At 68.5% G+C, this 25,071-nt stretch carries 21 protein-coding genes, 1 tRNA gene and 2 pseudogenes; 17 read left to right on the top strand and 7 right to left on the bottom strand.

The window, feature by feature from the left end:
• Nucleotide 1: 1 nt before the first annotated feature.
• From ACWHYQ_RS06370 to ACWHYQ_RS06360, 3 genes are all read left to right on the top strand, one after another.
• A complete protein-coding gene (locus ACWHYQ_RS06370) occupies nt 2–1,255 on the top strand; it encodes a M16 family metallopeptidase (protein ID WP_447974883.1) in 1,254 nt (417 codons plus the stop codon).
• A gap of 310 nt (nt 1,256–1,565) precedes the next feature.
• Nucleotides 1,566–2,057, top strand: coding sequence for a hypothetical protein (locus ACWHYQ_RS06365; protein WP_447974882.1), 492 nt, complete (start codon nt 1,566–1,568; stop codon nt 2,055–2,057).
• A 67-nt stretch (nt 2,058–2,124) separates the two neighbouring features.
• A complete protein-coding gene (locus tag ACWHYQ_RS06360; RefSeq protein ID WP_447974881.1) occupies nt 2,125–2,784 on the top strand; it encodes a hypothetical protein in 660 nt (219 codons plus the stop codon).
• A 91-nt stretch (nt 2,785–2,875) separates the two neighbouring features.
• On the opposite strand, the gene mutS is transcribed toward ACWHYQ_RS06360, so the two are convergent.
• Genes mutS through ACWHYQ_RS06325 form a run of 7 tightly spaced genes read right to left on the bottom strand, consistent with a single transcriptional unit; the run spans nt 2,876 to nt 9,748 of the window.
• Nucleotides 2,876–5,512 carry a DNA mismatch repair protein MutS gene (gene mutS / locus ACWHYQ_RS06355; protein WP_447974880.1) on the bottom strand — a complete coding sequence of 879 codons (2,637 nt, stop codon included), beginning with the start codon at nt 5,510–5,512 and terminating at the stop codon, nt 2,876–2,878.
• Complete coding sequence (locus ACWHYQ_RS06350) at nt 5,505–5,837, bottom strand: LapA family protein (protein ID WP_447974879.1); 333 nt, start codon at nt 5,835–5,837, stop codon at nt 5,505–5,507. The genes mutS and ACWHYQ_RS06350 overlap by 8 nt, the downstream gene beginning before the upstream one ends.
• Entirely contained in the window at nt 5,830–6,372 is a 543-nt protein-coding gene (locus tag ACWHYQ_RS06345) for an HIT family protein (RefSeq protein ID WP_447974878.1), read from the bottom strand. Before ACWHYQ_RS06345 ends, ACWHYQ_RS06350 begins: the two co-directional genes overlap by 8 nt.
• A 3-nt stretch (nt 6,373–6,375) precedes the next feature.
• Nucleotides 6,376–6,936, bottom strand: coding sequence for a tRNA (adenosine(37)-N6)-threonylcarbamoyltransferase complex ATPase subunit type 1 TsaE (gene tsaE, locus ACWHYQ_RS06340; protein WP_447974877.1), 561 nt, complete (start codon nt 6,934–6,936; stop codon nt 6,376–6,378).
• On the bottom strand, nt 6,929–8,491 hold the full coding sequence (locus tag ACWHYQ_RS06335) for an NAD(P)H-hydrate dehydratase (protein ID WP_447974876.1): 1,563 nt from the start codon (nt 8,489–8,491) through the stop codon (nt 6,929–6,931). Before ACWHYQ_RS06335 ends, tsaE begins: the two co-directional genes overlap by 8 nt.
• A gap of 58 nt (nt 8,492–8,549) precedes the next feature.
• Complete coding sequence (gene acpS, locus ACWHYQ_RS06330) at nt 8,550–8,960, bottom strand: holo-ACP synthase (RefSeq protein ID WP_447974875.1); 411 nt, start codon at nt 8,958–8,960, stop codon at nt 8,550–8,552.
• A 47-nt stretch (nt 8,961–9,007) separates the two neighbouring features.
• Complete coding sequence (locus tag ACWHYQ_RS06325) at nt 9,008–9,748, bottom strand: pyridoxine 5'-phosphate synthase (protein WP_447974874.1); 741 nt, start codon at nt 9,746–9,748, stop codon at nt 9,008–9,010.
• A gap of 451 nt (nt 9,749–10,199) precedes the next feature.
• Between ACWHYQ_RS06325 and alaC the strand changes: the two genes are divergently transcribed.
• The 14 genes and pseudogenes from alaC (at nt 10,200) to rlmB (ending at nt 25,026) form a co-directional block, all read left to right on the top strand.
• Nucleotides 10,200–11,384 (top strand): alanine transaminase, encoded by a 1,185-nt coding sequence (gene alaC, locus ACWHYQ_RS06320; protein ID WP_447974873.1) that lies wholly within the window; start codon nt 10,200–10,202, stop codon nt 11,382–11,384.
• On the top strand, nt 11,381–12,694 hold the full coding sequence (locus ACWHYQ_RS06315; RefSeq protein ID WP_447974872.1) for a homoserine dehydrogenase: 1,314 nt from the start codon (nt 11,381–11,383) through the stop codon (nt 12,692–12,694). Before alaC ends, ACWHYQ_RS06315 begins: the two co-directional genes overlap by 4 nt.
• A gap of 49 nt (nt 12,695–12,743) precedes the next feature.
• Complete coding sequence (gene thrC / locus ACWHYQ_RS06310; protein ID WP_447974871.1) at nt 12,744–13,805, top strand: threonine synthase; 1,062 nt, start codon at nt 12,744–12,746, stop codon at nt 13,803–13,805.
• Nucleotides 13,806–14,083: 278 nt separating this feature from the next.
• Nucleotides 14,084–15,410, top strand: a pseudogene (gene iscB / locus ACWHYQ_RS06305) (RNA-guided endonuclease IscB).
• 301 nt (nt 15,411–15,711) lie between these two features.
• Nucleotides 15,712–16,719 (top strand): RRXRR domain-containing protein, encoded by a 1,008-nt coding sequence (locus ACWHYQ_RS06300; protein WP_447974870.1) that lies wholly within the window; start codon nt 15,712–15,714, stop codon nt 16,717–16,719.
• A 55-nt stretch (nt 16,720–16,774) separates the two neighbouring features.
• Nucleotides 16,775–18,016, top strand: coding sequence for a 2,3-bisphosphoglycerate-independent phosphoglycerate mutase (apgM, locus tag ACWHYQ_RS06295; RefSeq protein WP_447974869.1), 1,242 nt, complete (start codon nt 16,775–16,777; stop codon nt 18,014–18,016).
• 5 nt (nt 18,017–18,021) lie between these two features.
• Nucleotides 18,022–19,245: an aspartate kinase gene (locus ACWHYQ_RS06290; RefSeq protein WP_447974868.1), complete on the top strand. Its 1,224-nt coding sequence runs from the start codon at nt 18,022–18,024 to the stop codon at nt 19,243–19,245.
• The gene (gene cimA / locus ACWHYQ_RS06285) at nt 19,242–20,957 is read left to right on the top strand and encodes a citramalate synthase (protein ID WP_447974867.1); all 1,716 of its coding nucleotides are present in this window, start codon (nt 19,242–19,244) and stop codon (nt 20,955–20,957) included. The genes ACWHYQ_RS06290 and cimA overlap by 4 nt, the downstream gene beginning before the upstream one ends.
• Nucleotides 20,958–21,041: 84 nt before the next feature.
• Nucleotides 21,042–21,311 (top strand): annotated as a pseudogene (locus ACWHYQ_RS06280) (integration host factor subunit alpha); the annotation flags it as partial.
• 58 nt (nt 21,312–21,369) lie between these two features.
• The gene (locus ACWHYQ_RS06275; RefSeq protein ID WP_447974866.1) at nt 21,370–21,720 is read left to right on the top strand and encodes a MerR family transcriptional regulator; all 351 of its coding nucleotides are present in this window, start codon (nt 21,370–21,372) and stop codon (nt 21,718–21,720) included.
• A 53-nt stretch (nt 21,721–21,773) separates the two neighbouring features.
• Nucleotides 21,774–21,850: transfer RNA gene (locus ACWHYQ_RS06270), tRNA-Pro, on the top strand.
• Nucleotides 21,851–21,967: 117 nt separating this feature from the next.
• Nucleotides 21,968–22,801 (top strand): 5'/3'-nucleotidase SurE, encoded by an 834-nt coding sequence (gene surE, locus ACWHYQ_RS06265; RefSeq protein ID WP_447974865.1) that lies wholly within the window; start codon nt 21,968–21,970, stop codon nt 22,799–22,801.
• A gap of 19 nt (nt 22,802–22,820) precedes the next feature.
• Nucleotides 22,821–24,293 (top strand): cysteine--tRNA ligase, encoded by a 1,473-nt coding sequence (gene cysS / locus ACWHYQ_RS06260; protein WP_447974864.1) that lies wholly within the window; start codon nt 22,821–22,823, stop codon nt 24,291–24,293.
• Nucleotides 24,268–25,026, top strand: coding sequence for a 23S rRNA (guanosine(2251)-2'-O)-methyltransferase RlmB (rlmB, locus tag ACWHYQ_RS06255; RefSeq protein ID WP_447974863.1), 759 nt, complete (start codon nt 24,268–24,270; stop codon nt 25,024–25,026). Before cysS ends, rlmB begins: the two co-directional genes overlap by 26 nt.
• Nucleotides 25,027–25,071 lie beyond the last annotated feature (45 nt).

The following is a 25,071-nucleotide window of genomic DNA, read 5'->3' as shown; positions in this document are numbered from 1 at the left end:
CGTGTACCGCAAGGTCGTCCTCGCCAACGGACTGCGAGTCGTCACCGAGCGGATGCCGGCCCACCGGTCGGTCACCGTCGGCATCTGGGTCAACGTCGGCTCCCGCGACGAAGCGCCCGGGGAGGAGGGCCTCTCTCACTTCATCGAGCACATGTTCTTTAAGGGGACGCGGACGCGCTCGGCGCTCCAGATCTCGCAGGAGATCGACGCGCTGGGCGGGGAGATGAACGCGTTCACGACCCGGGAGACGACCACCTTCTACGTGAAGGTGCTGGATCAGCAACTCAAGCCGGCGCTCGCCCTGCTCACGGACCTCTTTTTTCATTCCCGGTTCCCGTCGCGGGAAGTGGAGAAGGAGAAGCAGGTGGTGCTCGACGAAGTCCGGATGGTCCAGGACGATCCCGAGGACTTCGTCCAGGAGCTGCACGCCGCGCAGGCGCTCCAACATCACCCGCTGGGCCGGCCCATCTTGGGCCGGGTCCCAGTGATTAAGTCCGTGCGGCGCCAGGACCTGCTCCGGTACGTTCGCACGCACTACCACCCCCGTCAGACCGTCGTCGCGGTCGCCGGCAACTTCGAGCTCAATGAGATGATGCCGTGGCTGAAAGCGGCGTTCGGCGCCTTCGAGCGCGCCGCGGGGCCGACGCTGCGCCGCTGGCCGCCCGCGGTGAGCGGGGGCCTGCTGGTGAAGAAGAAGCCGCTCGAACAGGCGCATCTCTGCGTCGGCCTGCGAGGCGTGCCCGCCGGGTCCAAGGACCGGTACGCCGCGTACGCGCTCAACGCTGTGCTTGGCGGGAGCGTCAGCTCGCGGCTGTTCCAGGAGGTTCGCGAAAAAAGGGGCTTGGCCTACTCGATCTACTCCTACCTGTCGAGTTATTCGGATGGCGGGATGCTCACGGTCTATGCGGCCACACGCCCGCGAGAGGCGGCGCGGGTGTTGGAGCTGGTCTGCCGGGAGATCCGGCGCCTCCGCGACGGCGCGGTCGAGCGGACGGAGCTCGCGCGCGCGAAGACGCAGATGAAGGGCAGCCTCATGCTGAGCCTGGAGAGCACGCACAGCCGGATGAACCAGCTCGCCAAGGACGAGCTGTATCTGGGCAGACGCGCCTCTGTCGAAGAGATTCTCGCGGAGATTGATCGGCTTGGCGGGGACCAACTTGCCCGTGTCGCCGCGGAATTGCTCGATCCGACCGCTCTCGCCGTGACAGTCCTGGGGCCGGTTTCCACGCGATCTGTCGAGGCCGCTCTCCCCTGACCGACTCGGTCTGGAAATCACTCATAACAGGTGGAAAGATCGGAAGTTTTATCGGTTTGCCCATGGCCGCCGGGAGGGGGAATATTTCCTTGACAAGGCTGGGGTGTTTGAGTAGGATTGGGGCCTGTTTTCCCTCTTGCATCGTGACCGCACAACATATGGAGGCGATCCACTGGAAGCCAAGGGCTCATGAAAGGGGGTGGCGGGGCGGCGTTGGCGAAGCAGGGCCGGTCTACCTCATCTGTTCTCTTTTTACTCTTGTGAGCGCGGTGATATCCACGTCTTGATCCTGATGAAGGAGGTGCGAGGGATGAAAAGGGTCGTAGTCATAGCCGCTGTTACGGTGTTGTTCTTCGCCGGCTTGCTGACGGCCGGGTTTGTCGCCGCGGCGGATGCCCCTGCGGGCGGCGGGCCGGTGTTGAAGGGTCATGCGGTCAAGACTTTAAAGGGGCGGGTCTGGGCCCAGTGGGCGGACAATCCGGACAATGAGATTCTGTTCGGCATCCAGTATTGGAACACCGGGGAGCCGGCTTCCGGCAACCCGAGCGGGCGGGCCTCGACCGCGCTTGATGTGCGGCCTCCGGATCCGCTGTTCGTGTGCTGCGCGTGGGGCTTCACCGGTGGAACTGAGAGGAATAATCCCTACGCTGGGTGGTACCATGCCCAGACCACGGTGCGCCTCCAGGTGAAGGACAAGGCGCTGATGGACCAAATTATCAAGGCCGCCCAGGACCTCGTGGCGATGGAAGTGACCCTGGACGGGCGGACGATCACCAGCTTCAAGGTCCTGAGCAAGGATTAAGTTGAAGGACGGGCTGGTTCTTTTTTGTGCTTCATACCACGCGGATTCCGCAAGGAGGGATGTCATTATGAAAGTCAACGCGAAAGGCTGGGCGCTCGTCGCCGCCGTCGCCCTCGTCGTGGGCGTGGCCTCGACCGCCCTGGCGATTGAAGCCTTCCAGGAGCGGTTCGAATGGGGGGATATGAGCAAGCCGACGACGTTGCAGGGGCGGGTGATCATCCTCGATCCGTATGACGAGGCGGTCTGGATCAACATCGCCGTGCTGGGCGGGAACGCCGAGAGCGGCTATTTCTGGCAGAAGATTCACCCCGGCAAGACCCTGAAGTTCTACGCGGCGAACAAGGAAGTGTGGGATCAGCTCAAGTCCATGGCTCGGCCGCATGCCGGCCCGGCCGCCGCGAAGGAAGTTCCGCCGGCTACCGCGACTGTGCTCGTCGAGTTCACGGCCCAGGAGGTTGAGCAAAACCGCCGCGTGATCTCGGCGGTCAAGAAGCTGCCCGAGATCGCGGGGGCGCCGGACAAGCCGAAGGGCATCCGGGCGATGTTGTTCCAGGAGTGCCGCGAGGCCTCCAGCGACTTTGAGGAGAAGTGCTACAAGGTGAAGCAGAAGCTGAACACCAGCCCCAAGGGCGCCGATTCCGTCGCCATGCAATATGACGTCATGCTCCCTGGCGGCAAGGAGCTGGCCGGAGGCCTGATTCCCTGGACGGCGGAGTACAACAAGTAGGCTGACCGCCAGGCCGGCCCTGGCAGGTTCACGAGGCGGTGCCCCGCAAGGGGCACCGCCTCGTTTTTTGAGGGGCACGGATGGCCGGAGATCAGGTCCGGGACGCCTCCAGCTTGCGCTGCAGGTCGGCGAGCCGGTTCAGGGCGTCCAGGGGCGTCATGGAGAACAGATCCATCTGGCGCACCTCCTCGATGATCGGGTGCGCTGCGGGCAGGGCGGCGTCGGCGGGCTGCGGCGCGCGCGGCGCCGGCTCGACCGAGGAGGAGGCCGGCCGCTCGAGCTGGGCCAGGACTTCGCGCGCTCTCGCTACGACGGGGAGCGGCAGGCCAGCCAGCCGGGCCACCTCGATGCCGTAGCTGCGGTCCGCTACCCCCTCGACGATCTTGCGGAGGAAGAGCACCTCGCCGTGCTGCTCCCGCACGAGCACCGTGTAGTTCTTGATGCCCTCCCGGAGGCGAGCCAATTCGGTCATCTCGTGGTAATGGGTGGCGAAGAGGGTGCGGGCGCCGAGCCGGCTGCGATCCTGGATGTATTCGGCAACTGCCCAGGCGATGCTCAAACCGTCGTAGGTGCTCGTCCCACGCCCGATCTCGTCCAGCAGGATGAGGCTGCGCCGCGTCGCACAGTTCAGGATCTGCGCGGTCTCGAGCATCTCGACCATGAACGTGCTCTGGCCCGCCGCGAGGTTGTCCGAGGCCCCCACCCGGGTGAAGATGCGGTCCACGAGGCCGATGTGGGCCGTGCGGGCCGGCACGAAGCTGCCCATCTGCGCCATGAGCGTGATCAAGGCCACCTGCCGCAGGTACGTGCTCTTGCCGGCCATGTTCGGCCCGGTGATGATGAGCAGTCGGTGCTCGTCGAGATCGAGGACCGTGTCGTTCGGAATGAATCCTGCGGCCGGCGCCAGGTGCTCGACTACCGGGTGCCGGCCCTCGGTGATCCGGATGGTCCCGCCTTCGTCCACCTCCGGCCGCACGTAACGGTGCGTCGCGGCCGCCTCGGCCAGGCCGGCCAGGACGTCCAGGACCGCCAGCGAGCGCGCCATGGCCTGGAGCCGTGGGGTCTCCGCGGCCACGCTTGCGCGGACCTGCTCGAACAGCTCCTGCTCGGCCGCCTTGAGCTTGGCCTCCGCGCCCGTGACCTGATCCTCCAGCTCCTTCAGCTCGGCGGTCATGAAGCGCTCCGCATTCGCGAGCGTCTGCTTGCGGACGTAGTCGGCGGGCACGCGCGCGAGGTTCGGCTTCGTCACCTCGATGTAGTAACCGAAGACCGAATTGAAGCGGACCTTCAGCGAGTCGATGCCGGTCCGTTGCCGCTCCCGCGCTTCGAGCTGGGCGATCCAGCTCTTGCCGTCCCGGCAGGTCTTCCGGAGCGCGTCGAGCGTCGGGTCGTAGCCCTCCCGGATGATCCCGCCGTCGCGCGTCGAGGCAGGGGCCTCGGGCCGGATCGCCCGCTCGATCCGGTCGCGGACCTCGGCCAGGTCGTCCCACGCGGCCGCGAGCTCCCGAAGCAGCGCCGCGTCAAGCCTGCTCACCAGCGCCCGGAGCGCCGGGAGCGCCGCGAGGGAGTGCTGCAAGGCCACCAGCTCCCGCGGGCTCGCCGCGCCGATCGAGATGCGGCTGCTGAGCCGGGCGACATCCTGCACCGAGCGGAGCAGCCCCCGGAGCTCGCTGCGGACTCCCGGTCGGTCCACTAGGGCGCCCACGGCCTCCAGGCGGGCCCGGATGGGCGCGCACTCGACGAGGGGGCGGGTGATCCAGTCCCGGAGCAGCCGGCGCCCCATCGCGGTGACCGTCCGATCCAGCACCGAGAGCAGCGTCGCGTCGCCGCGGTCCCCCGACAGCGGTTTCACCAATTCTAGATTGCGGAGCGTCGCGCTGTCGACGTGCATCTCGCGGGCCGCGAGCCGCACCTGGAGTCGGCGGAGATGCTCCAGGCTGGCCGTCGGCTGGGTCTCTTGCAGGTACCCGAGGACGGCGCCGGCGGCCTGGAGCGCGGCAGTCATCCCCTGGCAGCCGAAGCCGTCGAGCGAGGCGACCGCGAACTGGTCGAGGAGCAGGCGACGGGCCTCGGAGAGATCGAAGGCCGCGGCCGGCCGCGCCGCGAGGCGGAGTCCCCGCAGGCCGGCGAGCGCGGCCGTGACGGCCGCCGGCAGGTCTTCCGGATGGAGGAGCTCCTTGGGCTCCACGCGGCCCAGCTCCTCCAGCAGCTCCTGCGCCGCCCGCTCGCCAGCAAACTCCATGACCCAGAACTCGCCGGTGGACACGTCGAGGGCGGCGAGCCCCAGCACGGCAGCGCCCGGTCTGCCGGCTGGTCCGCGGCCGGCCGCCGCGACTGCGGCCAGGAAATTGGACTCCCCGGCAGGCAGCAGCTCGGCGTCAATCAGGGTGCCGGGCGTGTACAGCCGCACGACTTCCCGGCGGACCAGGCCCTTGGCCGTCTTCGGGTCCTCCACCTGATCGCAGAGCGCGACGGTCCGGCCGGCTTTCAGCAGCTTCGCGATGTAGCCGGTGGCGGCATGGGCGGGGACGCCGCAGAGCGGGATCGGATCCGGGCTCGCCTTGTCCCGAGAGGTCAGCGCGATCGAGAGGATCTGTGACGCCTCGACCGCGTCCTCGTAGAACATCTCGTAGAAATCCCCGACGCGGAAGAAGAGGATCGCATCCTGGTGCGCCCGCTTGATCTCGCGATACTGCCGCATCAGCGGGGTGAGGTCCGCTTCATTCATCGCTCGGCTCCGCGTCCCCCCTGCCGCGACCCTGCTGAAGCGTCTTCTCCATCGCGCGCCGCAGCCGCTCCAGGTCGGCTTCGGCCTCCTGCAGGGCCTTGGTCTTGCGCCGGAGATCGATGCGGCCCTGGACCCAGGCCGGAAACAGCAGGATCGAGGCGACGAGCAGCCCGATCCCGAAGGCGGCTAGGATCGGTTTGTAGATAGGGGTGGAGGCCTCCCGAAGGCCGAAGAAATAGCGGAGCGTGACCTCCTGCTCCTGGTTCTGCAGGAAAAAGGTCAGCGAGAGCAGGAGCAGCACGCCGACGAGGATCAGCCTAATCATGGCGTCGCCCCCGCGGCCGCGTCGCCCGCGGGCCGGCCCCTTCGACTCGGAGGAGCCGGCGGAAGCGGGCGGCGAGCCGGTGGTACGTCGTGCGGAGGTGTTCGGGAATGATGCGCGTCTCGGCGAACAGGGGCATGAAGTTCGTGTCGCCATTCCAGCGAGGCACAATATGGAGGTGGAGATGGGCTTCGATGCCGGCCCCGCTCACGCGCCCGAGGTTGATCCCTAGGTTGAAGCCTTCGGGCCGGACCTCTTCGCGCAGCACCCGGAGCGAGAGCGTGGTGAGCCGGATCAGCTCCAGCGACTCGTCGGCCGTGAGCGCTTCCAGCGAGTCCACGTGCGAATAGGGGGCGACGAGCAGGTGCCCGCTGTTGTAGGGGTAGAGGTTCATCAGCACGAAGCCGAGGCGACCGCGGTGCAACAGCAAGTTCGCGGCGTCGCGTCGCTGGCGCGCAGCCCGGCAGAAGATGCAGCCCGTCGGCTTCCGGTGCCGCCGGATGTACGTCATGCGCCACGGCGCCCAGATCACCTTCACGGGCTAGTCCCCCTGTGCCGCCGGGCGGCGCGGCGGCCGGTCGCCGGCTCGGATGCGGGCGAGGAGCGCGCGCGACCGCGGGCCGGTCCCGTAGAACCGCACCTCGCGGCGTCGCTGCCCGAGGTGCCGCAGGTGCACCTCCAGCCGGTCCGGCGGCAGCTCGTCGCCCGCCTTCTCGGCCCACTCGACCATCAGCACAGAGCCAGGATCCAGGGCCTCGCCCAACCCCAGCTCGCGGAGATGGGCGGGCGACTCGATCCGGTAGAGGTCGGCGTGGACCAGGCGGAGGCGCCCCGGGTATTCCTGGACCAGCACGAACGTGGGGCTGCTCACCGCCTGCGGGGGCGCGCCCAGTCCGGCGGCGACGCTGCGGACCAGGGTGGTCTTGCCGGCACCCAGTTCCCCGGAGAGCGCGAGGGGCTCCCCGCCGCGCAGGACGCGGGCAATCCGGCGGCCCAGCCGGTCCGTCTCGGCCAGCGAGCGCGAAATGACGGTCCAGCCCGCCCCCGAGGCGTCGCGCGCAGGCCCGCGCCGGCGGGGACGTGGCCGCTTCCCGTCAGACACCAAGGGACGATCCCGTCTGCAAAAAGGCGCGGGGGATCCGGCTGATCAGGTCGCTCGCCGTCATGCCCGCTGCGCCCAGCTCCGCGGCCGCGAGGTCCCCGGCAAGCCCGTGGCAATAGACGCCGGCCCGCGCGGCGTCCCAGGGAGTCAGCCCCTGGGCCAACAGTCCCACAATCAGGCCGGTCAAGGCGTCCCCGGTGCCGGCGGTGGCCATCCCGGGGTTGCCGGTCGGACAGATCGCCGCCCGTCCGTCCGGATTGGCGACGACGGTCCGGGCCCCCTTGAGCACGAGCACGACCCCACGTCGCTGCGCGAACCGCGTCGCGACCCCGATCCGGTCGGCGTTGATGCTCTGCGGGGTGGCTTCCTCTTCGAGCCGCGCCATCTCCCCCGGATGCGGGGTCAGCACGAGCGGCACCTTGCAGTCCGCCAGCCGCGCCGTACGGCCGGCGAGCGCGTTCAGCGCGTCCGCGTCCAGGACGCAGGGCCGGACCAAGCGCGGCAGCAGGGCGTGCACCAGCTCGACCGTCTCGGGGTGGGTCGTCAGCCCGGGCCCGACCGCGAGCGCCGTCTTGCCTTCCGCGAAGGTCACGAGGCGATCCAGGCTCGAGCGGGCCAGGGTCCGGGCCTTCGTCTCCGGCATCGGCGCCGTCATCACCTCGAGCAGCTTCGCCTCGAGCACGTCGTTGACGCTCGACGGCGTGGCCACGGTCACCAAGCCCGCGCCCGCCCGGAGCGCGGCCATCGCCGCCATGGCCGCCGCGCCGGACTTGCCGAGCGAGCCCGCGATGATCCCGGCGTGCCCGAAGGTGCCCTTATGGGCGGAGGGACGCCGGCTCGGCAGCAGGGTGCGGACCTCGGGGCCGGTGATGAGCGAGAGGGGGCTGTCCACCGCCTGCACGAAGGCTGGCGGGATGCCGATGTCCGCGATCCGGACCAAGCCCGCGTGGTCAATGCCGGCGCCGACGTACAGACCGAGCTTGGGCAGCCCGAACGTGACGGTGAGCGTGGCGCGCACTGCCGCGCCCAGTACCGCGCCGGTGTCCGCGTGGATGCCGGAAGGCAGATCCACCGCGGTCACGGGCCGGCCGGCCTCGTTGATCGCCTCGATCGCGGTCTTGTACGCGCCGGTGACCGGAGCCGAGAGCCCGGTGCCGAGCAGCGCGTCCACGATCAGCTCACTGTCTTTGAGCAGCTCGCGGAGCCGCTCGTCCCCGGGGGTGATGAGCGTGGCCGCTTTCCCGGCGATCCTGGCGAAGCGCCGGTACATGTGTTGGGCATCCGCGCTCAGTTCGTCCGGCTTTGCCACGACGACCGTCCGGACCCGGGCCTGCTTCTGGCGCAGCAGGCGGGCGACGACGAAGCCGTCGCCCCCGTTGTTGCCCTTGCCGCAGACGACAGTCACGGTCCGGCCGGTGGCGGGCCCCAGCACCTCCTCCATGGCCGCGACGACGCCGGCTCCGGCATTGGCCATCAGAGTCCGGCTGGGGATCCGCGCCTCTTGGATCGCGCGGCGATCCAGCGCCTGCATCTGGGCTGCGGTCACGATCTTCATAGCGAGTGGCAGCGAATGGCAAACTGCTAATCGTGAGCAAGAAGCTCTGCGCTGCTGGCTAGTGGCTGTTCTCTCGTCGCGGTTCGCTGTCTCTTGCCAGGACGACCTGAGCCATCGCGTAGTCCCCGTCGTGCGAGAGACTGACGTGGATGGCGGTGACGCCCGCTTCGCGGAGCAGGGCTTCGGTCCGGCCGCCCACGACGGCCCGCGGCCGGCCAGCGGCGTCGTTCAGCACCTGAATGTCGCGCCAGCTCACGCCGCCGGCCCATCCGGTCCCGAGCGCCTTCAGCAGCGCCTCCTTCGCGGCGAAGCGCCCGGCGAGCGACGCGTACGGCGCGGCGCGTTGGAGGCAGTATGCCCGCTCCGCCTCGGTGTACACCCGGTCGAGGAAGCGCGCCTGCCAAGTCTCCGCCAGCGCCCGGATACGCGCAATCTTCACCAAGTCCAGGCCGATGCCGACGATCGTCATACTCACTGAGAGCGAACAGCCAATCGCGAATAGCGAGCAGCTCCCAGCTACGTGCTGCTCGCTGTGGTCGGCTGGCTTGCAACGAGCTGTTTCATCTCCCGGACTGCCCGCTCGAGTCCGACGAGGACCGCGCGGGCGATGATGCTGTGGCCGATGTTGTATTCCACGATCTCCGGGATTTGCGTGAGGCGGCGGACGTTCCGATAGTTGAGCCCGTGCCCGGCGTTCACGCCCAGGCCCAGCTTGGACGCGAGCTTCGCCGCCTGGGCGATGGCCTCAAACTCCGCCTGCTCCTCCTTGAGGCGGCGCGCGTTGGCGTAGCGCCCGGTGTGGAGCTCCACGTAGTCGGCGCCGACCTTGTGCGCCGCTTTGATCTGGTTCAGATCCGGCTCGATGAAGAGGCTCACCGGAATGCCGCCGTCGTGCAAGAGGTCCACGATCATCTTGACGCGGTCCTTCAGCGTGACGACATCCAGCCCTCCTTCGGTGGTCAGCTCCTGGCGCCGTTCCGGCACGAGCGTCACCAGGTGGGGCTTGACGGCCAGCGCGATCTTGACCATCGCCTCGTCCGCCGCCATCTCGAGATCGAGCTTGGTCTGGATGATCTCGCGCAGCCGCGACAGATCGCGGTCCTGGATGTGGCGCCGATCCTCGCGCAGGTGGACGACGATCCCGTCCGCGCCGGCCAGCTCGACGAGCACGGCGGCGGCGAGGGGATCCGGCTCGGTCCCCCCTCTGGCCTGCCGGAGCGTGGCGACATGGTCAATGTTGACGCCTAATCTGGCCATGGGCCCCCCATTGCTGGGTTCGGTCGTTTCAGGCCGGGATCCCGGTCGTCTCAGCGGGCCTTCACCCGTTGCCCTTCGCCCCAGTGCAGTCGCACCGCGAGGGGACTCCGGCAACGGGTACCCGGCAGCGGCTGGGCCGGGAGTGGATGCGGGAATGGCTCAAGGATCGCGCGTATTATGGCAAAAAGCTCGGAAGCGTGGCAAGCGGGACTGACGGCGGGGACCCGCATGCCGCCTCCGGTCTCAGGGGGCAGCGCAGACCCCGCACGCTTGGGCTTCTCCGCCTGCCGACGCCGAGCCGGTTCCGAGGGCCAAAGTCGTCCAACACCGGATTAAAATTGACTGATTTGGCTCGGCTGCATTAGAATGAGGCCTCCTTCCTGCGGGATCGGAAGCCCCGCGTCCCCTTCTGGTCGTCGGGCGTGACGGGCTTGTGTCACTCGGAGGAGCCGTGGAGTTTTACCGTCTCAAACGCCTGCCGCCCTACGTCTTCGCGCAGGTCCAGGCGCTCAAGGTTGAGGCCCGCCACCGGGGCGAGGATATCATTGACTTCGGCATGGGCAACCCGGACCAGCCGACACCCGGCCATGTTGTGGAGAAGCTTGTCGAGGCGGCCCGCAACCCCCGCAACCACCGGTACTCGGCCTCCAAGGGGATCACCAAGCTACGCCACGCCATCACCGGCTGGTACAAGCGGCGCTACGACGTGGAGTTGGACCCGGAGACCGAGGCGATCGTCACGATCGGCTCCAAGGAGGGGATCGCGCACCTCGCGCTGGCCCTGATCGGGCCGGGCGACGTCGTGCTGACGCCGACCCCAACCTACCCGATCCACATGTACAGCGTGATCATCGCGGGCGGCGAGGTGCGCGGGATCGAACTGCGCCCGGACAGCGATTTCTTCGACGACCTCACGCGCGTCTATCGCCAGACGCTCCCGCGCCCGCGGATCCTGGTCATCAATTTTCCGCACAACCCCACGACGGCCGTCGTGGACCTGGAGTTCTTCAAAAAGATCGTGGCCTTCGCCAAGGAGCACCAGGTCCTCGTCGTCCACGACCTGGCCTATGCCGACCTGGTCTTCGACGGCTACCGCGCGCCGAGCCTGTTGCAGGTGCCCGAGGCGAAGGACATCGGGGTCGAGTTCTTCACCCTCTCGAAGAGCTACAACATGCCGGGCTGGCGGGTCGGGTTCTGCGTCGGGAACCGCGAGGTGATCGGGGCGCTGGCCAAGATCAAGAGCTACCTGGATTACGGAATCTTCCAGCCCGTCCAGATCGCCAGCATCATCGCCTTGAACGGGCCGCAGGATTGCGTCAAGGAGACCGTCGCGCGCTACGAGAGCCGGCGCAACGAGCTGGTCGCCGGGCTCAACCGGATCGGCTGGCCGATTGAGAAGCCGCGCGCCACCATGTTCGTCTGGGCGCGCATCCCGGCGGCCTATCGCGGGATGGGCTCGCTGGAATTCTCCAAGCTGCTCCTGCGCGACGCCAAGGTGGCGGTCTCGCCGGGCATCGGGTTCGGCGAGGGCGGCGACGACTACGTCCGGTTCGCGCTCGTGGAGAACGAACATCGCATCCGACAGGCGGTGCGCGGGATCAAGAAAGCCCTGAAGCTGGAAGGGGCGGTCCGATGAGATCCCGGATCGGGGTTGGGCTCATCGGGTTCGGGACGGTCGGGACGGGGGTCGTGCGGATCCTGCAGCAGAACGCTGCGCTGATCCGGCGCCGCGTCGGCGTGCCCGTCGAGCTGGTCCGGGTGGCGGATCTCGACCTCGGGCGGGATCGCGGCGTCACGCTGCCCGCCGGCGTGCTCACGGCTGATGCGCGCGCGGTCCTGCACGACCCCCAGGTGGACATTGTCCTCGAGCTGATCGGCGGCTATGACCCCGCCAAGTGGCTCATTCTCGAGGCCATGGCGGCGGGCAAGTCCGTGGTGACCGCGAACAAGGCCCTGCTCGCGGTCCACGGCGAGGAGCTGTTCGAGGCCGCCGCCCGGTACGGGGTGGATCTGGGCTTCGAAGCCAGCGTGGGCGGCGGCATCCCGATCATCCGAGCCCTCACCGAGGGGCTGGCCGCCAACACGATCCTTTCGATCTACGGCATCATCAACGGCACCTCCAACTACATCCTGACCCGGATGACGCAGGAGGGCTTGGGGTTCCAGGAGGTTCTGGCCGAGGCGCAGCGGGCGGGGTACGCCGAGGCGGATCCGACCTTCGACGTCGCCGGCGTGGACTCCGCCCACAAGCTCGCGATCCTGGTGAGCCTGGCGTACGGGACGCCGGTGAATGTCAAGGAGGTGTTCACCGAGGGCATCACCGGGGTCACGCCCCTGGACATCGCCTACGCCAAGGAATTCGGGTACCGGATCAAGCTGCTGGGCATCGCCAAGTTCCAGGACGGTGATGTCGAGGCGCGGGTGCATCCGACCATGATCCCATCCACGTCGCCGGTGGCTCAGGTCGAGGGCGTGTACAACGCGATCCAGCTTGTCGGGGACGCGGTGAGCGACATCGTGCTCTACGGCCAGGGGGCCGGCTCCCTGCCGACCGGGAGCGCGGTGGTCAGCGACGTGATTGACTGTGCCCGCAACCTGCTCCGGGACGCCTCCGGGCGCGTGCCCGTCGCTGCCTTTCAGCCGGGCGAGCGCCGGCCGCTGCGGATCCGGCCTATGGAGGAGATCGCCTCGCTCTACTATCTCCGGTTCATGGTCGTGGACCGGCCCGGCGTGTTGTCCCAGATTTCCGGGGTCCTGGGGCGTCACGGCATCAGCATCTCCTCGGTCCTGCAGAAGGGCCGCAAGGAGGGCCAGACCGTCCCGGTGGTCATCATGACGCATACGGCCCGCGAGCGGGCGGTGCAGGCCGCCCTGCGCGAGATTGATCGGATGGAGTGCGTCTCTGAGCCCACCACCCTGATCCGTGTCGAGGGGCATGACCAGTAACCATGCGCCCTCCCCGGCTTGATTCCCGTCATCGTCTGGTGTGGCGTCCATGATCCGCTGGCGCGGCGTGATCGAGGAGTATCGCAAGTTCCTGCCCGTCGGGGAGCGGACCCCGGTGGTCACGCTCGGCGAGGGCAATACGCCGCTGATCCATGCGAAGCGGCTGGCCAAACGGCTCCCCGCGCGGGTCGAGCTGTTCTTGAAGTTTGAAGGTGCGAATCCCACCGGGTCCTTCAAGGACCGCGGGATGACGCTAGCCATCTCCAAGGCGTTGGAGGCGGGCGCCCGCGCCGTGATCTGCGCGTCTACGGGGAACACCTCGGCCTCCGCGGCGGCGTACGGGACCCGGGCCGGCCTCGCGGTCTACGTGCTCGTCCCAGCCGGGAAGATCGCGCTCGGGAAGCTCACGCAGGCCATGATGCACCAGGCCACCGTGATCCAGATCGAGGGCAACTTCGACCAGGCCCTGGCCATCGTCAAGGAGATCGCGGCGCGCTATCCGATCGAGCTGGTCAACTCGATCAACCCCTTCCGGATCGAGGGCCAGAAGACCGCCGCCATGGAGGTCTGCGACCAGTTGGGGTTCGCGCCGACCATCCACGCGCTGCCAGTCGGGAACGCGGGGAACATCACGGCCTACTGGCGCGGCTACCGCGAGTACAAGGCCGCCGGGCAGATCACGCGGCTGCCCCGGATGCTGGGCTTTCAGGCGGCGGGCGCCGCCCCGATCGTCCTCGGCCGCGTGGTCGAGGAGCCGCAGACGATCGCCACCGCCATCCGGATCGGCAACCCGGCGAGCTGGCAGCCGGCGCTCCAGGCGGTGGCAGAGTCGGAGGGCAAGATTGACGTCGTCACGGACGAGGAGATCCTCCAGGCGTACGGCCTGATCGCGGCCGACGAGGGCGTGTTCTGCGAGCCGTCCTCGGCCGCCGGCGTGGCCGGGATCCTCAAGGTGGGGAAGGCTGGCGGGCTGAAGGACGGCGACACGGTCGTCTGCACCTTGACGGGCCACGGGCTCAAGGATCCCGACACGGCCATCGGGGTGTCGCGGGAGCCGGTGACGATCAAGGCCGACCGGGACGCGGTCGGCAGGCTGCTGAAGCTGTCATGAACCCCACGCCTCAAGGCGGGGGCTTGACAGAGCCTCGATTCATGACCCGCCCGAGAAAGGAGGTTCATATTTCCGATCTACGCTCCACGGGTCAGGACACCTACGGATGCGTGCCAGTCCGTAGCCCTGTCGTTCGCCGTCATGCTGGCGTCGCTGGGGATGCGGCGAAGGCGGCGGACAGGACAAGCCCTCGGGACATGGGCGAGGCAAACGTCACCGCCACGGAACCGCAAGGCTCCGAGGCGAGGTCCCGTCGATCGGCGGGCGCGGGGGTCCCGGTGCGCCATTCGGGACACGTGTTCGTGTTGAGCACGGACCGAAAGCCGCTCGATCCGTGCCCTGCGGCCTATGCGAGGCGGCTTCTTCGAGACGGAAAGGCAGCAGTCTTCCGCAGGTTCCCGTTCACGATCCTCCTCAAGGAGCGCACCCCTGCGCTGAGCAGGACATCGGCGCATCGGCTCAAGCTCGATCCGGGATCACAGACGACCGGGATCGCGGTCCTGAACGGGAGGATGGTGGTGGTTGCCGCTGAACTGGAGCACCGCGGACAGGCCATCCGAGATTCGCTCCGGGAACGGCGTCAAGTCAGACGATCGAGGAGAAGCCGGAAGACTGTGGTACAGGCAAGCCAGATTCGACAACCGGAGAAGGCCGGCAGGCTGGCTCGCGCCGTCTCTGGCCAATCGGGTTCTCACGACCATGACCTGGGTCGGACGTCTCAGAAGGCGCTGCCCGATCACGGCCGTCAGTGTGAAGCTTGCGAAATTCGACACGCAGAGGATGGAGCATGCGGACATCTCCGGCGTTGAGTACCAGCAGGGCGAACTCCAGGGGTACGAGGTGCGCGAGTATCTCCTTGAGACGTGGGGCCGGATGTGCGCGTATGGCGGGATGACAGACGGGCCTTTTGAAGTCGAGCCCATTGTCCCGAAGAGCCGGGGCGGCTCGAACCGCGTGAGCAATCTCACGATCGCCTGCCGCCGCTGCAACGACGCGAAGGGGCAGAAGACCGCCGCCGAGTTCGGCCACCCGGAGATCGAGGCGAACGCGAACGCACCGCTGAAGGCTGCGGCCGCCGTGAACGCGACCCGCTGGGCGCTGGTCGGAAGTCTGAAGGCGACGGGCCTCCCCGTCGAATGCGGCACGGGCGGTCGGATGAAGTGGAAGCGTATCCGGCTTGGACTGCCGAAGGAGCATTGGATCGACGCGGCGTGCGTCGGCGCGAGCACGCCCAACCACCTGGTCGTCCCGGAATCAGTGCTCACGATCAAAGCCGTGGGACATGGGAATCGGCAGCGATGCGGAACAGATCAGCACGGCGTTCCGATTCGGCACCGGTCCGGCGCATCGAAGCACTTCGGATTCGAGACTGGAGATGTTGTCCGGGGGGTGGTGCCGCTGGGGAAGAGGCGAGGCGTCCATGTTGGGCGCGTGCTGTGCCGAGCGACTGGATCGTTCGACATTCAGACGAACAGCGGTCGCGTCGCGGGAATCTCGTGGAGACACTGCCAGGTGCTGCACAGGAACGACGGATACACGTACGAGGAGGGCGGCGCTTCCTCCCCACGGCTGAAGCTGGGGGCTTCCGCGCCGCAGGAATTGTGATGGCATGGCGGTCAAGTACCCCGGACTGAAGTCCGGGGCTTGTGAGGAGTAGCAGATGCCGACTGTGAAACCACAAGGCACCGCTCAAGCGGTGGGAAAGACTAGCCTGGCCAAGCCACCGGTCCCGGCAACGGGAAACCGGGGGCGACTGAAGGCAGCTGAACGGTCCGGGCGTGGCGGCCCGAGCACGCCGCGGATGCTCCCCAAGTCTGCGGCCTCTGCGACCGTCAGCGGCGATGGGGGGCATTGGTCTCCCTCCTGCGGGAGGAGAGGGGGCGGTAACGCCCCATGCTATGTACCCGTGGTCTCCGCCGCCGGGAGGCCGCTCATGCCGTGCCACCCCGCCCGTGCCCGCGAGCTCGTCCGAAAGGGCCGGGCGGTCCGCCGGTTCCGGAAAGGGTGCTTCTACATCCGGCTGCTTGACCGCCGGGACGGGGAGGTTCAGCCCGTCGCCTGCGGGATCGACCCGGGTTCGAAGTGGGAGGGCCTGACGGTCAAGGCTGCGAAGCGCACATTCGTCAACCTCCACGCCGACGCCGTGACCCACGTGAGGGACGCCGTGACGGCGCGGCGGGAGATGCGGAGGGGACGGCGGTACCGGAAGACTCCCTGCCGCAAACCGCGCCAGAATCGCTCCCGCGGGGGAATTCCGCCGTCCACGAAGGCGCGGTGGGACTGGAAGCTCCGGCTTGCCCGCCTGCTGGCGACGTTCTATCCCATTACCGTCTTTGTGGTCGAAGACGTGGCAGCCGAGACCGGAAAGGGCAAGCGCCGCTGGAACAGGAGCTTCTCCCCGTTGGAGGTGGGAAAGCAGTGGTTCCACACGGAGTTGGAGCGGGTTGCGCCGGTGGTTCTGGTTCCGGGATACGAGACCAAGCGCCTGCGGGATGCACGGGGTCTGACCAAGTTGGCCCGGAAATCCGAAGAAACCTTCCGGGCACACTGCGTGGACTCGTGGGTGCTGGCGGCGTCTGCCGTGGGAGGTTCTGTTCCGGACGACACCCGGATCATCCGGGTGGCCCCGCTTCGGTTCCGGCGCCGGTCCCTGCACCTGCGGCAGCCCGCTAAGGGCGGAGTGCGGCGGCGGCACGGCGGGACGGTGAGCCTGGGACTCCGGCGCGGGATGCACGTCCTGCACCCGCGCTACGGGTTCTGCTACGTGGGAGGGCACAGGGGAAGCCGCCTCAGCCTTCACGCGATGCGGGACGGGCGGCGTCTGACTCAACAGGCCAGACCGGAGGACCTGGTGGTGCTCGCGCCCTGCTCCTGGCGGCTGTGGAAGCCGACACATCACGAAGAAAGGAGGTGATGGGTGCGCCTTCCTCCCCGGATTGAAATCCGGGGTTTCCGGCGCATCGAACTCTATGAAATACGTGATCCTGCACGGCGGAGGACTGGTGGAGGCGCCGCACCCGGACCTGGGCGGCAAGACGCTGCTCCAGGCCGCGGCCACGCCGAACCTGGATTGGCTCGCGCGCCACGGGGAACTGGGGCTCGCCACGGTGCCGCTGGAAGGCGTGACGGCCGGGAGCGACACGACGCAGCTCGCGGTGCTCGGCTACGACCCGCGGAACTACCATCCGGGTCCCGGTCCCTTCGAGGCGGCGAGCCTCGGGGTCGTCCTGGGCGAGCACGACGTCGCGTTCCGCTGCAGCATGGTGACGGTGCAGGCCAGCCCGGCGCCGGGGCGGCCGGCGGGGTATGAGGTCCGCAAACTCGCGCCACACGTCGTCCTGGAAGACGACGGCGCCGGCGGCATCACGACCGAGGAGGCCCGCGAGCTGCTTGACGCGGTGAACGAGCAGCTTGGCTCCGAGGCGATTCAGTTCTACCCGGGCGTCGGCCACCGTCACGTGATGGTCTGGGTCGGCGGCAAGGCGCGGGTGACCTGTGTGCCGCCCCGGGAGGTGGTGGGGCGCCCGATTGGCGACGCCCTGCCCAGCGGCGACGGGGCCGAGATCCTGCGGCAACTCATGGAAGCGTCCCTGATCATCCTGCGCAGCCACCCCGTCAACGAGGAGCGTCAGCAGGCTGGGCTGAAGCCCGCCAACTGTCTCTGGCTCTGGGGACAAGGCAAGGCCCCGCGGCTGCCGAAGCTCACGGACCTCCATCCGATCACGGGGGCCATCGTGTCCGCCCGCGACCTGCACCGGGGCATCGGGATCTGCGCGGGGCTGGACGCGGCGGCCCCCGGCTCCTTCGGCGACGGCACGGACTTCTCCGAGCTGGCTGCGGCCGCGCTCGGCGAGCTGGAGAAGCGGGACTTCGTGTACGTGCACGCGGAGCTGCCGGATGAGGTGCGGCGAGCGGCGGACCTCAAGGCGAGGGTGAACGCCGTCGAGGAATTCGATCGCCTCGCGGTGGGCGCGCTGCGCGAGGGCCTGCCCAGACTCGGCCCGCATCGGCTGCTCGTCGTGTGCGACGGCGTCACCCTCCGCGACGGCCCGGCTCGCGCCTGGCTGCCGGTGCCCTACGCGCTCTACCAGGGGCCCGGGGCGTCGGCGCAGGCGTCCCCCCGCGGGTACAGCGAAATCGAGGCCGAGGCCGCTCGCACCAAAGTGCGCGAGGCGACCTCGCTCATCAAACGCCTGCTGGCCAGCGGGTAGGACGCATGGCCCTGATCGTCCAGAAGTACGGCGGGACCTCGGTCGGCAGCGTCGAGCGTATCCACCGCGTGGCCGACCTCGTGGCGAAGACCAAGGAGGAGGGTCACGACGTCGTCGTGGTGGTCTCGGCCATGAGCGGCGAGACGGACCGGCTCGTCCGGCTCGCGCACGAGGTGACCCCGAACCCGGACGAGCGGGAGATGGACATGCTGCTGTCCACGGGGGAGCGCATCACGATCGCGCTGCTCGCCATGGATTTGCGCAGCCGCGGCCTCAACGCCCGCTCATTCACCGGGCGCCAGGTCGGAATCATCACGGACAGCCGCCACACCAAGGCGCGGATCGCGCGGGTGACGGCGGAGCGGATCACGGAGGCGCTCGCGGAAGGGGTCATCCCCGTCGTGGCCGGCTTCCAGGGCATCAACGAGCGCTCGGATGTGACGACCCTGGGGCGCGGCGGGTCCGACCTGACGGCGGTCGCGCTGGCCGCCGCGCTGAAGGCGGACCGCTGCATCATCTATACGGACGTGGACGGGGTCTACACGGCCGATCCGAACATCGTCCCGTCCGCCCGGCGTCTGGATAAGATCTCCTACGAGGAGATGCTCGAGCTGGCGAGCCTGGGGGCCAAGGTCCTCCAGAGCCGGTCGGTGGAGTTCGCCGCGCGCTTCGGTGTGCCGGTGGAGGTCAAATCCAGCTTCAAGGAGGGGCAGGGAACGCTCGTGACTAACGAAGACACTGACATGGAGCGGGTGGAGGTGGCCGGCGTCACCGGCGACCGGAACCAGGCCAAGATCACGATCATCGGCGTGCCGGACCGGCCCGGCGTTGCGGCCAGTGTCTTCGGGGCGGTCGCCGAGGCCACCATCAACGTGGACATGATCATCCAGAACGTCGGGCAGGGTGCGCTGACCGACATCTCGTTCACGGTCCCGCGGGCCGATCTGAGCAAGGCGGTCCCACTGGTGCAACGCGTGGCCAAGGAGATTGACGCCAAGTCGGTCGCGGTGACTGAGGCGATCGCCAAGGTCTCCCTCGTCGGGGTCGGCATGCGGTCCCACTCCGGGGTGGCGGCGAAGATGTTTCAGGTGTTGTCCCGGGAAGGAATCAACATTATGATGATCAGCACCTCCGAGATCAAGATCTCCTGCGTCATCGAGGAGAAATATTTAGAGCTGGCCATGCGCGCGCTGCACGCGGCGTTTGGCCTGGACCGGACGCCCGCATGAGCCGGAACCCCAAGTCCCCCCGCAGGAAACCGGAAGCCCGATCGGGACGGGCGACAGAGGCGACCGGGCGTGAGGCGGCGGCGTCCGTGCTCGAGATCTACGACACGACCCTGCGCGACGGGGCCCAGGCCGAGGACGTGACCTTCTCGGTCGAGGATAAGCTCCGGGTCGCGCAGCGGCTGGACGACCTGGGCGTGCACTTCATCGAGGGCGGCTGGCCGGGGGCCAACCCCAAAGACATCGAGTTCTTCAAATTGATCAAGACCGTGCCGCTCGCGCACGCGACCGTGGTGGCCTTCGGCTCGACCCGCAAGGCCAGCCATCCCGTCCACAAGGACCCGAATCTCCAGGCGCTGCTGGCGGCGGACACCCCGACGATCACGCTGTTCGGCAAGAGCTGGGCGCTCCACGTGACCGAGGCGCTGGGCATCTCGCTGGCGACGAATCTGGAGATCATCGGCGACTCGGTCGCCTACCTCCGCGACAAGGGCCGGCGGGTCTTCTATGACGCGGAGCACTTCTTCGACGGGTACAAGGCGAACCCCGACTACGCGCTCGAGACGCTGCGGCGGGCCGTCGCCGCGGGGGCCGAGCGCGTCATCCTGTGCGACACGAACGGCGGGACCATGCCCTGGGAGATCCGGGAGATCGTCGCGGCGGTCCGGCGGGAGTGCCCGGTGCCGCTCGGCATCCACGCGCACAACGACACCGAGATGGCGGTGGCCAACTCGCTCGTCGCCGTCGAGGCCGGAGTGGTGCAGGTGCAGGGGACGATCAACGGGATCGGCGAGCGGTGCGGGAACGCGAACCTCTGCTCCATCCTCCCGAACCTGGAGCTGAAGATGAAGCGCACGGTCTTGGGCGAGCGCCGGCTGGCCAACCTGCGCCAAGTCTCCCACTTCGTCACCGAGATCGCCAACCTCATGCCCAACAAGCACCAGCCCTACGTGGGGGATTCGGCCTTTGCCCACAAGGGCGGCGTGCACATCCATGCGGTGCAGAAGAATCCGGCCACCTACGAGCACGTGGTGCCGGAACTGGTCGGGAACCGCCAGCGCGTGCTGGTCTCGGACTACGCGGGCCGGAGCGGGCTGCTGGGCAAGGTCCAGGCGTTCGGGCTGGCGCTGTCGAAGGACCATCCGAAGCTCCAAGAGCTGCTGGACCAGCTCAAGGATCTGGAGAACAAGGGCTATCAGTTCGAGGGCGCGGAGGGCTCGCTGGAGCTGCTGACCCGGAAAGCGCTGGGGCTGCACCGGCCGTCCTTCGAGTTGCTCGGGTTCCGGGTCATCGTCGAGAAGCGCCGGGCCGGCGAGGCCCCGATCTCCGAGGCGACGGTCATGGTCAAGGTGGGCGAGGCGGTCGAGCATACGGCGGCGGTGGGGGCCGGTCCCGTGAACGCCCTGGACCACGCCCTCCGGAAGGCCCTCGAGAAGTTCTATCCCCAGCTCAAGGAGGTCAAGCTGCTGGACTACAAGGTCCGGGTGCTGACGGCCAGCCGCGGCACGGCGTCGCAGGTCCGCGTCCTGATCGAATCCGGCGATCACAAGGAGCAGTGGGGCACCGTCGGTGTCTCCGAGAACATCATGGAGGCGAGCTGGCAGGCGCTCGCGGACAGCATCGAGTACAAACTGCTGCCGAAAGAGACAGCCCCGGCGGCCCGGCCTGGCCTCCATTCCCGAAATTCGCTTGACACAGCCGATAACCTCACGTAATTTATGGCGAAACCTGGGTGGAGCGGGTGCGGGCCAGCCGGGACGTGCCCTAAGGAGACCTACGAGGGAATCCAGGGGGAAGGCATGCGAAAAGCGGACATCGCCAACGAAATCTACGAAAAGGTCGGGGTATCGAAGAAAGAAGCCGCCGACATCGTGGAGTTCATCCTCAACCTGCTGAAAGAGGTGCTCCGCAAGGGAGAGTCGGTCAAAATCGCCGGCTTCGGCAACTTCGTGGTCCGAAGCAAGGGGGCGCGGAAGGGCCGAAATCCGCGGACCGGCGAGGAGATTGGCATCACCCCGCGCCGAGTCGTGACCTTCCGGCCGAGTCAGGTCTTCAAGAAGTACGTGAACTGAGCGTGCCAGCGGGCAAACGGGCGGATCACCGAGCCCTGGGCGCATGAGGCCGGTGATGGCGGCTGAGCCCACCCTAGGCCGAAAGATCTTCTATAAAATCGGAGAAGTCAGCGCACTGACGAAGGTGCCCCCCTACGTCCTGCGGTTTTGGGAATCCGAGTTCAGTTTTCTGAAGCCAAAGAAGAGCCGGGGGCATCAGCGGCTCTACGTGCAGGCCGACATCGAGACGGTGCTCGAGATCAAACGGATGCTGTACGACGAAGGCTACACCATCGCCGGGGTGAAGCGGTACTGGGCGCGCCGGGGCCGACGGGGCGGACGGGCGGTGCCTGCGCGCTACCGGCTGGCGCGGATCAGAGGCCAGCTGGAAGCCATCCTCCGGCGCCTGCAGGCCTACGAAGGATAGCTCCGGGCGAGCACGGGCCAACAGGCGGACAGTTGAGGACCATGAGCGAAGGTCGGGGCGTGGCGCAGCCCGGTAGCGCACTCGCTTGGGGTGCGAGTGGTCGGCCGTTCAAATCGGCTCGCCCCGACCAACCTCGCTAGCCAGGCAGCGACCAACTGGGCTGCGACGGTGTCGCTGCAGCCGTCGCCTTCGAGGCTTCTCTGTTTGCAAGCTGCTCCGCGCAGCTTTTTTTGTTCCTGAAACTGGCATGAAGATCCTCGTGACCAACGACGACGGGATCGCCTCGCGGGGCCTGCTCGCCCTGGCGGCGGCGATGCGGCAGCTCGGCGATGTCTGGGTGGTGGCGCCCGACCGGGAGCGGAACGCCGTCGGCCACGCGCTCACGCTGCACAAGCCGCTCCGCCTCACGCGCGTGGACAAACAGGTCTATGCCGTCAATGGGACCCCGACCGATTGCGTGAATCTGGCCCTCAAGCAGGTGCTGCGGGCCACGCCCGCGCTCGTGGTCGCCGGCATCAACCGCGGAGTGAACCTGGGCGACGACGTGACCTATTCGGGCACGGTCGCGGCCGCGCTCGAGGGCACGATTCACGGGGTGCCCTCGATCGCCGTGTCTCAGGAAGGACAGGGGGAGTTTCGGTTCAAGGTAGCGGCGGTCTATGCCTTGCGCGTCGCCCGCGCCGTGCTGCGGTTTGGCCTGCCGGAAGAGACCCTCCTGAACGTGAACGTTCCGGACCGTCCGTTGGGGGCCATCGCGGGCGTGCGGATGACCTGCCTGAGCCGGCGCCGGTTCGACGAGCCGGTGATCGAAAAGGTGGATCCGCACGGGCGGACCTATTACTGGATCGCCGGGAGCCGGGTCGCTTGGAGCCGGCGGAAGGATTCCGATTACGAGGCGCTGCGCCAGGGCCTGGTCTCGGTCACGCCGCTCCAACTGGACCTGACCCACTACCGCGTGCTGGAGCAGCTTCGGAGCTGGGAGGCCCTGCTGGCGGACGCGCGTCGGGTCCGCGGGTTGGCTCCCACAGGCGCCCCGCAGGCGGCGGGGCTCGGCCGGCGGCCCGAGCCCTCGCGGACCTGAGCGGCACGGACGACGTCAGATGCTGAAGCTCTACAACACGCTGACCGGGCGGAAGGAGCCCTTCGAGCCGCTGGAGCCCCCGCACGTCCGCATGTACGCCTGCGGCGTGACCGTGTACGACGAGTGTCATCTCGGGCACGGGCGCAGCGCGCTCGTCTTCGACGTGATCCGTGCCTATCTGCGCTTCAGCGGCTATTGCGTGACCTACGTCCGGAACTTCACGGACATTGACGACAAGATCCTCCAGCGCGCGGCGCGCGAGGGCGTCGCGTGGCAGGCGATCGCCGAGCGCTATCTCGAGGCCTATCGGCGCGACATGGGGCGGCTCGGCGTGGCGCCCGCCGACATCGAGCCCAAGGCCACCGAGCACATCCCCGACATCATCCGGCTGATCGAGCGGCTGGTCGCGACCGGACATGCGTACCAGGTGGACGGCGACGTCTATTTCGCCGTGGCGACCTATCCGGCCTACGGGCGGCTGTCCAAGCGGCAGCCGGAGGACTTGCTCGCCGGCGCGCGGGTCGAGGTGGACGAGCGCAAGCGGGACCCCATGGACTTTGCCCTGTGGAAGGCGTCCAAGCCGGGCGAGGCGGCCTGGGACAGCCCGTGGGGACCGGGCCGGCCCGGCTGGCACATCGAGTGCTCCGCCATGGCCATGCGGCACCTGGGCGAGACGTTCGACATCCACGGCGGCGGCATGGACCTGATCTTCCCGCACCACGAGAACGAGATCGCCCAGTCCTGCGCGGCCACCCACCGGGAGTTCGCCCGCTACTGGGTGCACAACGGGTTCGTGGAGATCAACCAGGAGAAGATGTCCAAGTCGCTGGGGAACTTCTTTACGCTCCGGGAGATCTTCGAGAAGTCCGGGTGCCGCGAGCCGGTCACGGCCGAGGTCCTGCGCTATTTCCTGCTGGCGACGCAGTACCGGAGTCCGCTGGACTTCTCCGACCAGGGCCTGCGCCAGGCGAAAGCGGCGCTCGACGGGCTCTACGGCCTGTTCCAGCGGCTGGAGGAGCCAGCCGACCAGGCGGGGCGCGCGGACGCCGGGGCGCGCCAGGCGCTGGAGGGCCTGGCGCCCGCCTTCCGCCAGGCGATGGACGACGATTTCAACACCCCCGCCGCCCTGGCCCAGTTCCAGCGCCTGCGGGGGGAGCTCAACCGGGCGCTGGAGGCGGGCGTCTCCCGGCCCGTGCGGGCGGCCGCGCGCGAGGCCTTCCGCCGCCTGGGGGGCGTGTTCGGGCTGTTCCAGCTTCCGGTCAAGGAGTGGGAGTTCAAGGAGCTGGAGTTCCGTGTGGCGTCGGCCGAGTCCCGAGGCCGGGAGCAGGCGGCGGCGCTCACGGACGAGGAGATCGAGCGCCAGCTCGCAGAGCGGAACGCGGCCCGGCGGCGGCGGGATTTTGCGCGGGCCGACGCCATCCGGGCGGCGCTCGCCGCCCAGGGCATCACGATCGAGGATCGGCCCGATGGGACCAGCCGCTGGAAGCGGTGAGGCGCCTGACCTGCTCTACGGGCTGCACGCCGTGCGGGAGGCGCTGCGCGCAGGCACCCGGCCGCTCCTGCGGCTGGTCCTGGCACGGGAGGACCGGTCGGTTGCCGAGCTGGTCCGGCTCGCGCGGGCGGCGCGGGTGCCGGTCTATGTGGAGCCCCGGAGGGTCCTGGACCGGCTGGTGCCCCACGGCCGGCACCAGGGCGTCGTCGGGGTGGTCGCGTCCAAGTCCTATGCTGGGCCGGCCGACATCCTCGCCTGCGCGCGCGAGCGCGGCGAGCCTCCCTGCGTGCTCATCCTGGACGGCGTGGAGGATCCGCAGAACCTCGGGGCGGTCCTGCGCGCGGCCGAAGCGGCGGGCGCGCACGGAGTGATCCTGCCCGAGCGGCGGGCCGTGGGGCTCACGGGCGCCGTGGCACGCGCGTCGGCCGGCGCGGTCGAGCACCTGCGGGTCGCCCGCGTGCCGAACCTCGCGCGCCTCGTGGAAGACCTGCAGGCACAGGGGCTCTGGGTCTATGCGCTGGATCCGGCGGCGGAGAAGCCGTACACGGCCCTCGATTACCGTGGCCCCACGGCGCTCGTCGTGGGCGGGGAGGGAAAGGGCGTGCGCCCGGGGCTTCTGGAGAAATGCGACGAACGGGTCCGGGTGCCCATGCGCGGGCGGGTCGCGTCCTTGAATCTCTCCGTGGCGGCCGCCGTCGTCCTCTACGAGGTGCTCCGGCAACGCTCGACCTGAGGGCGTCGGTGCCGCGAGTGGCGGAACAGGGACCCCCATCGCGCC

The organism is Nitrospira sp. Kam-Ns4a (genome assembly GCF_965152595.1).
The sequence above is the reverse complement of the archived record's forward strand: the minus strand, read 5'-3'. Positions and strand labels throughout refer to the sequence as shown.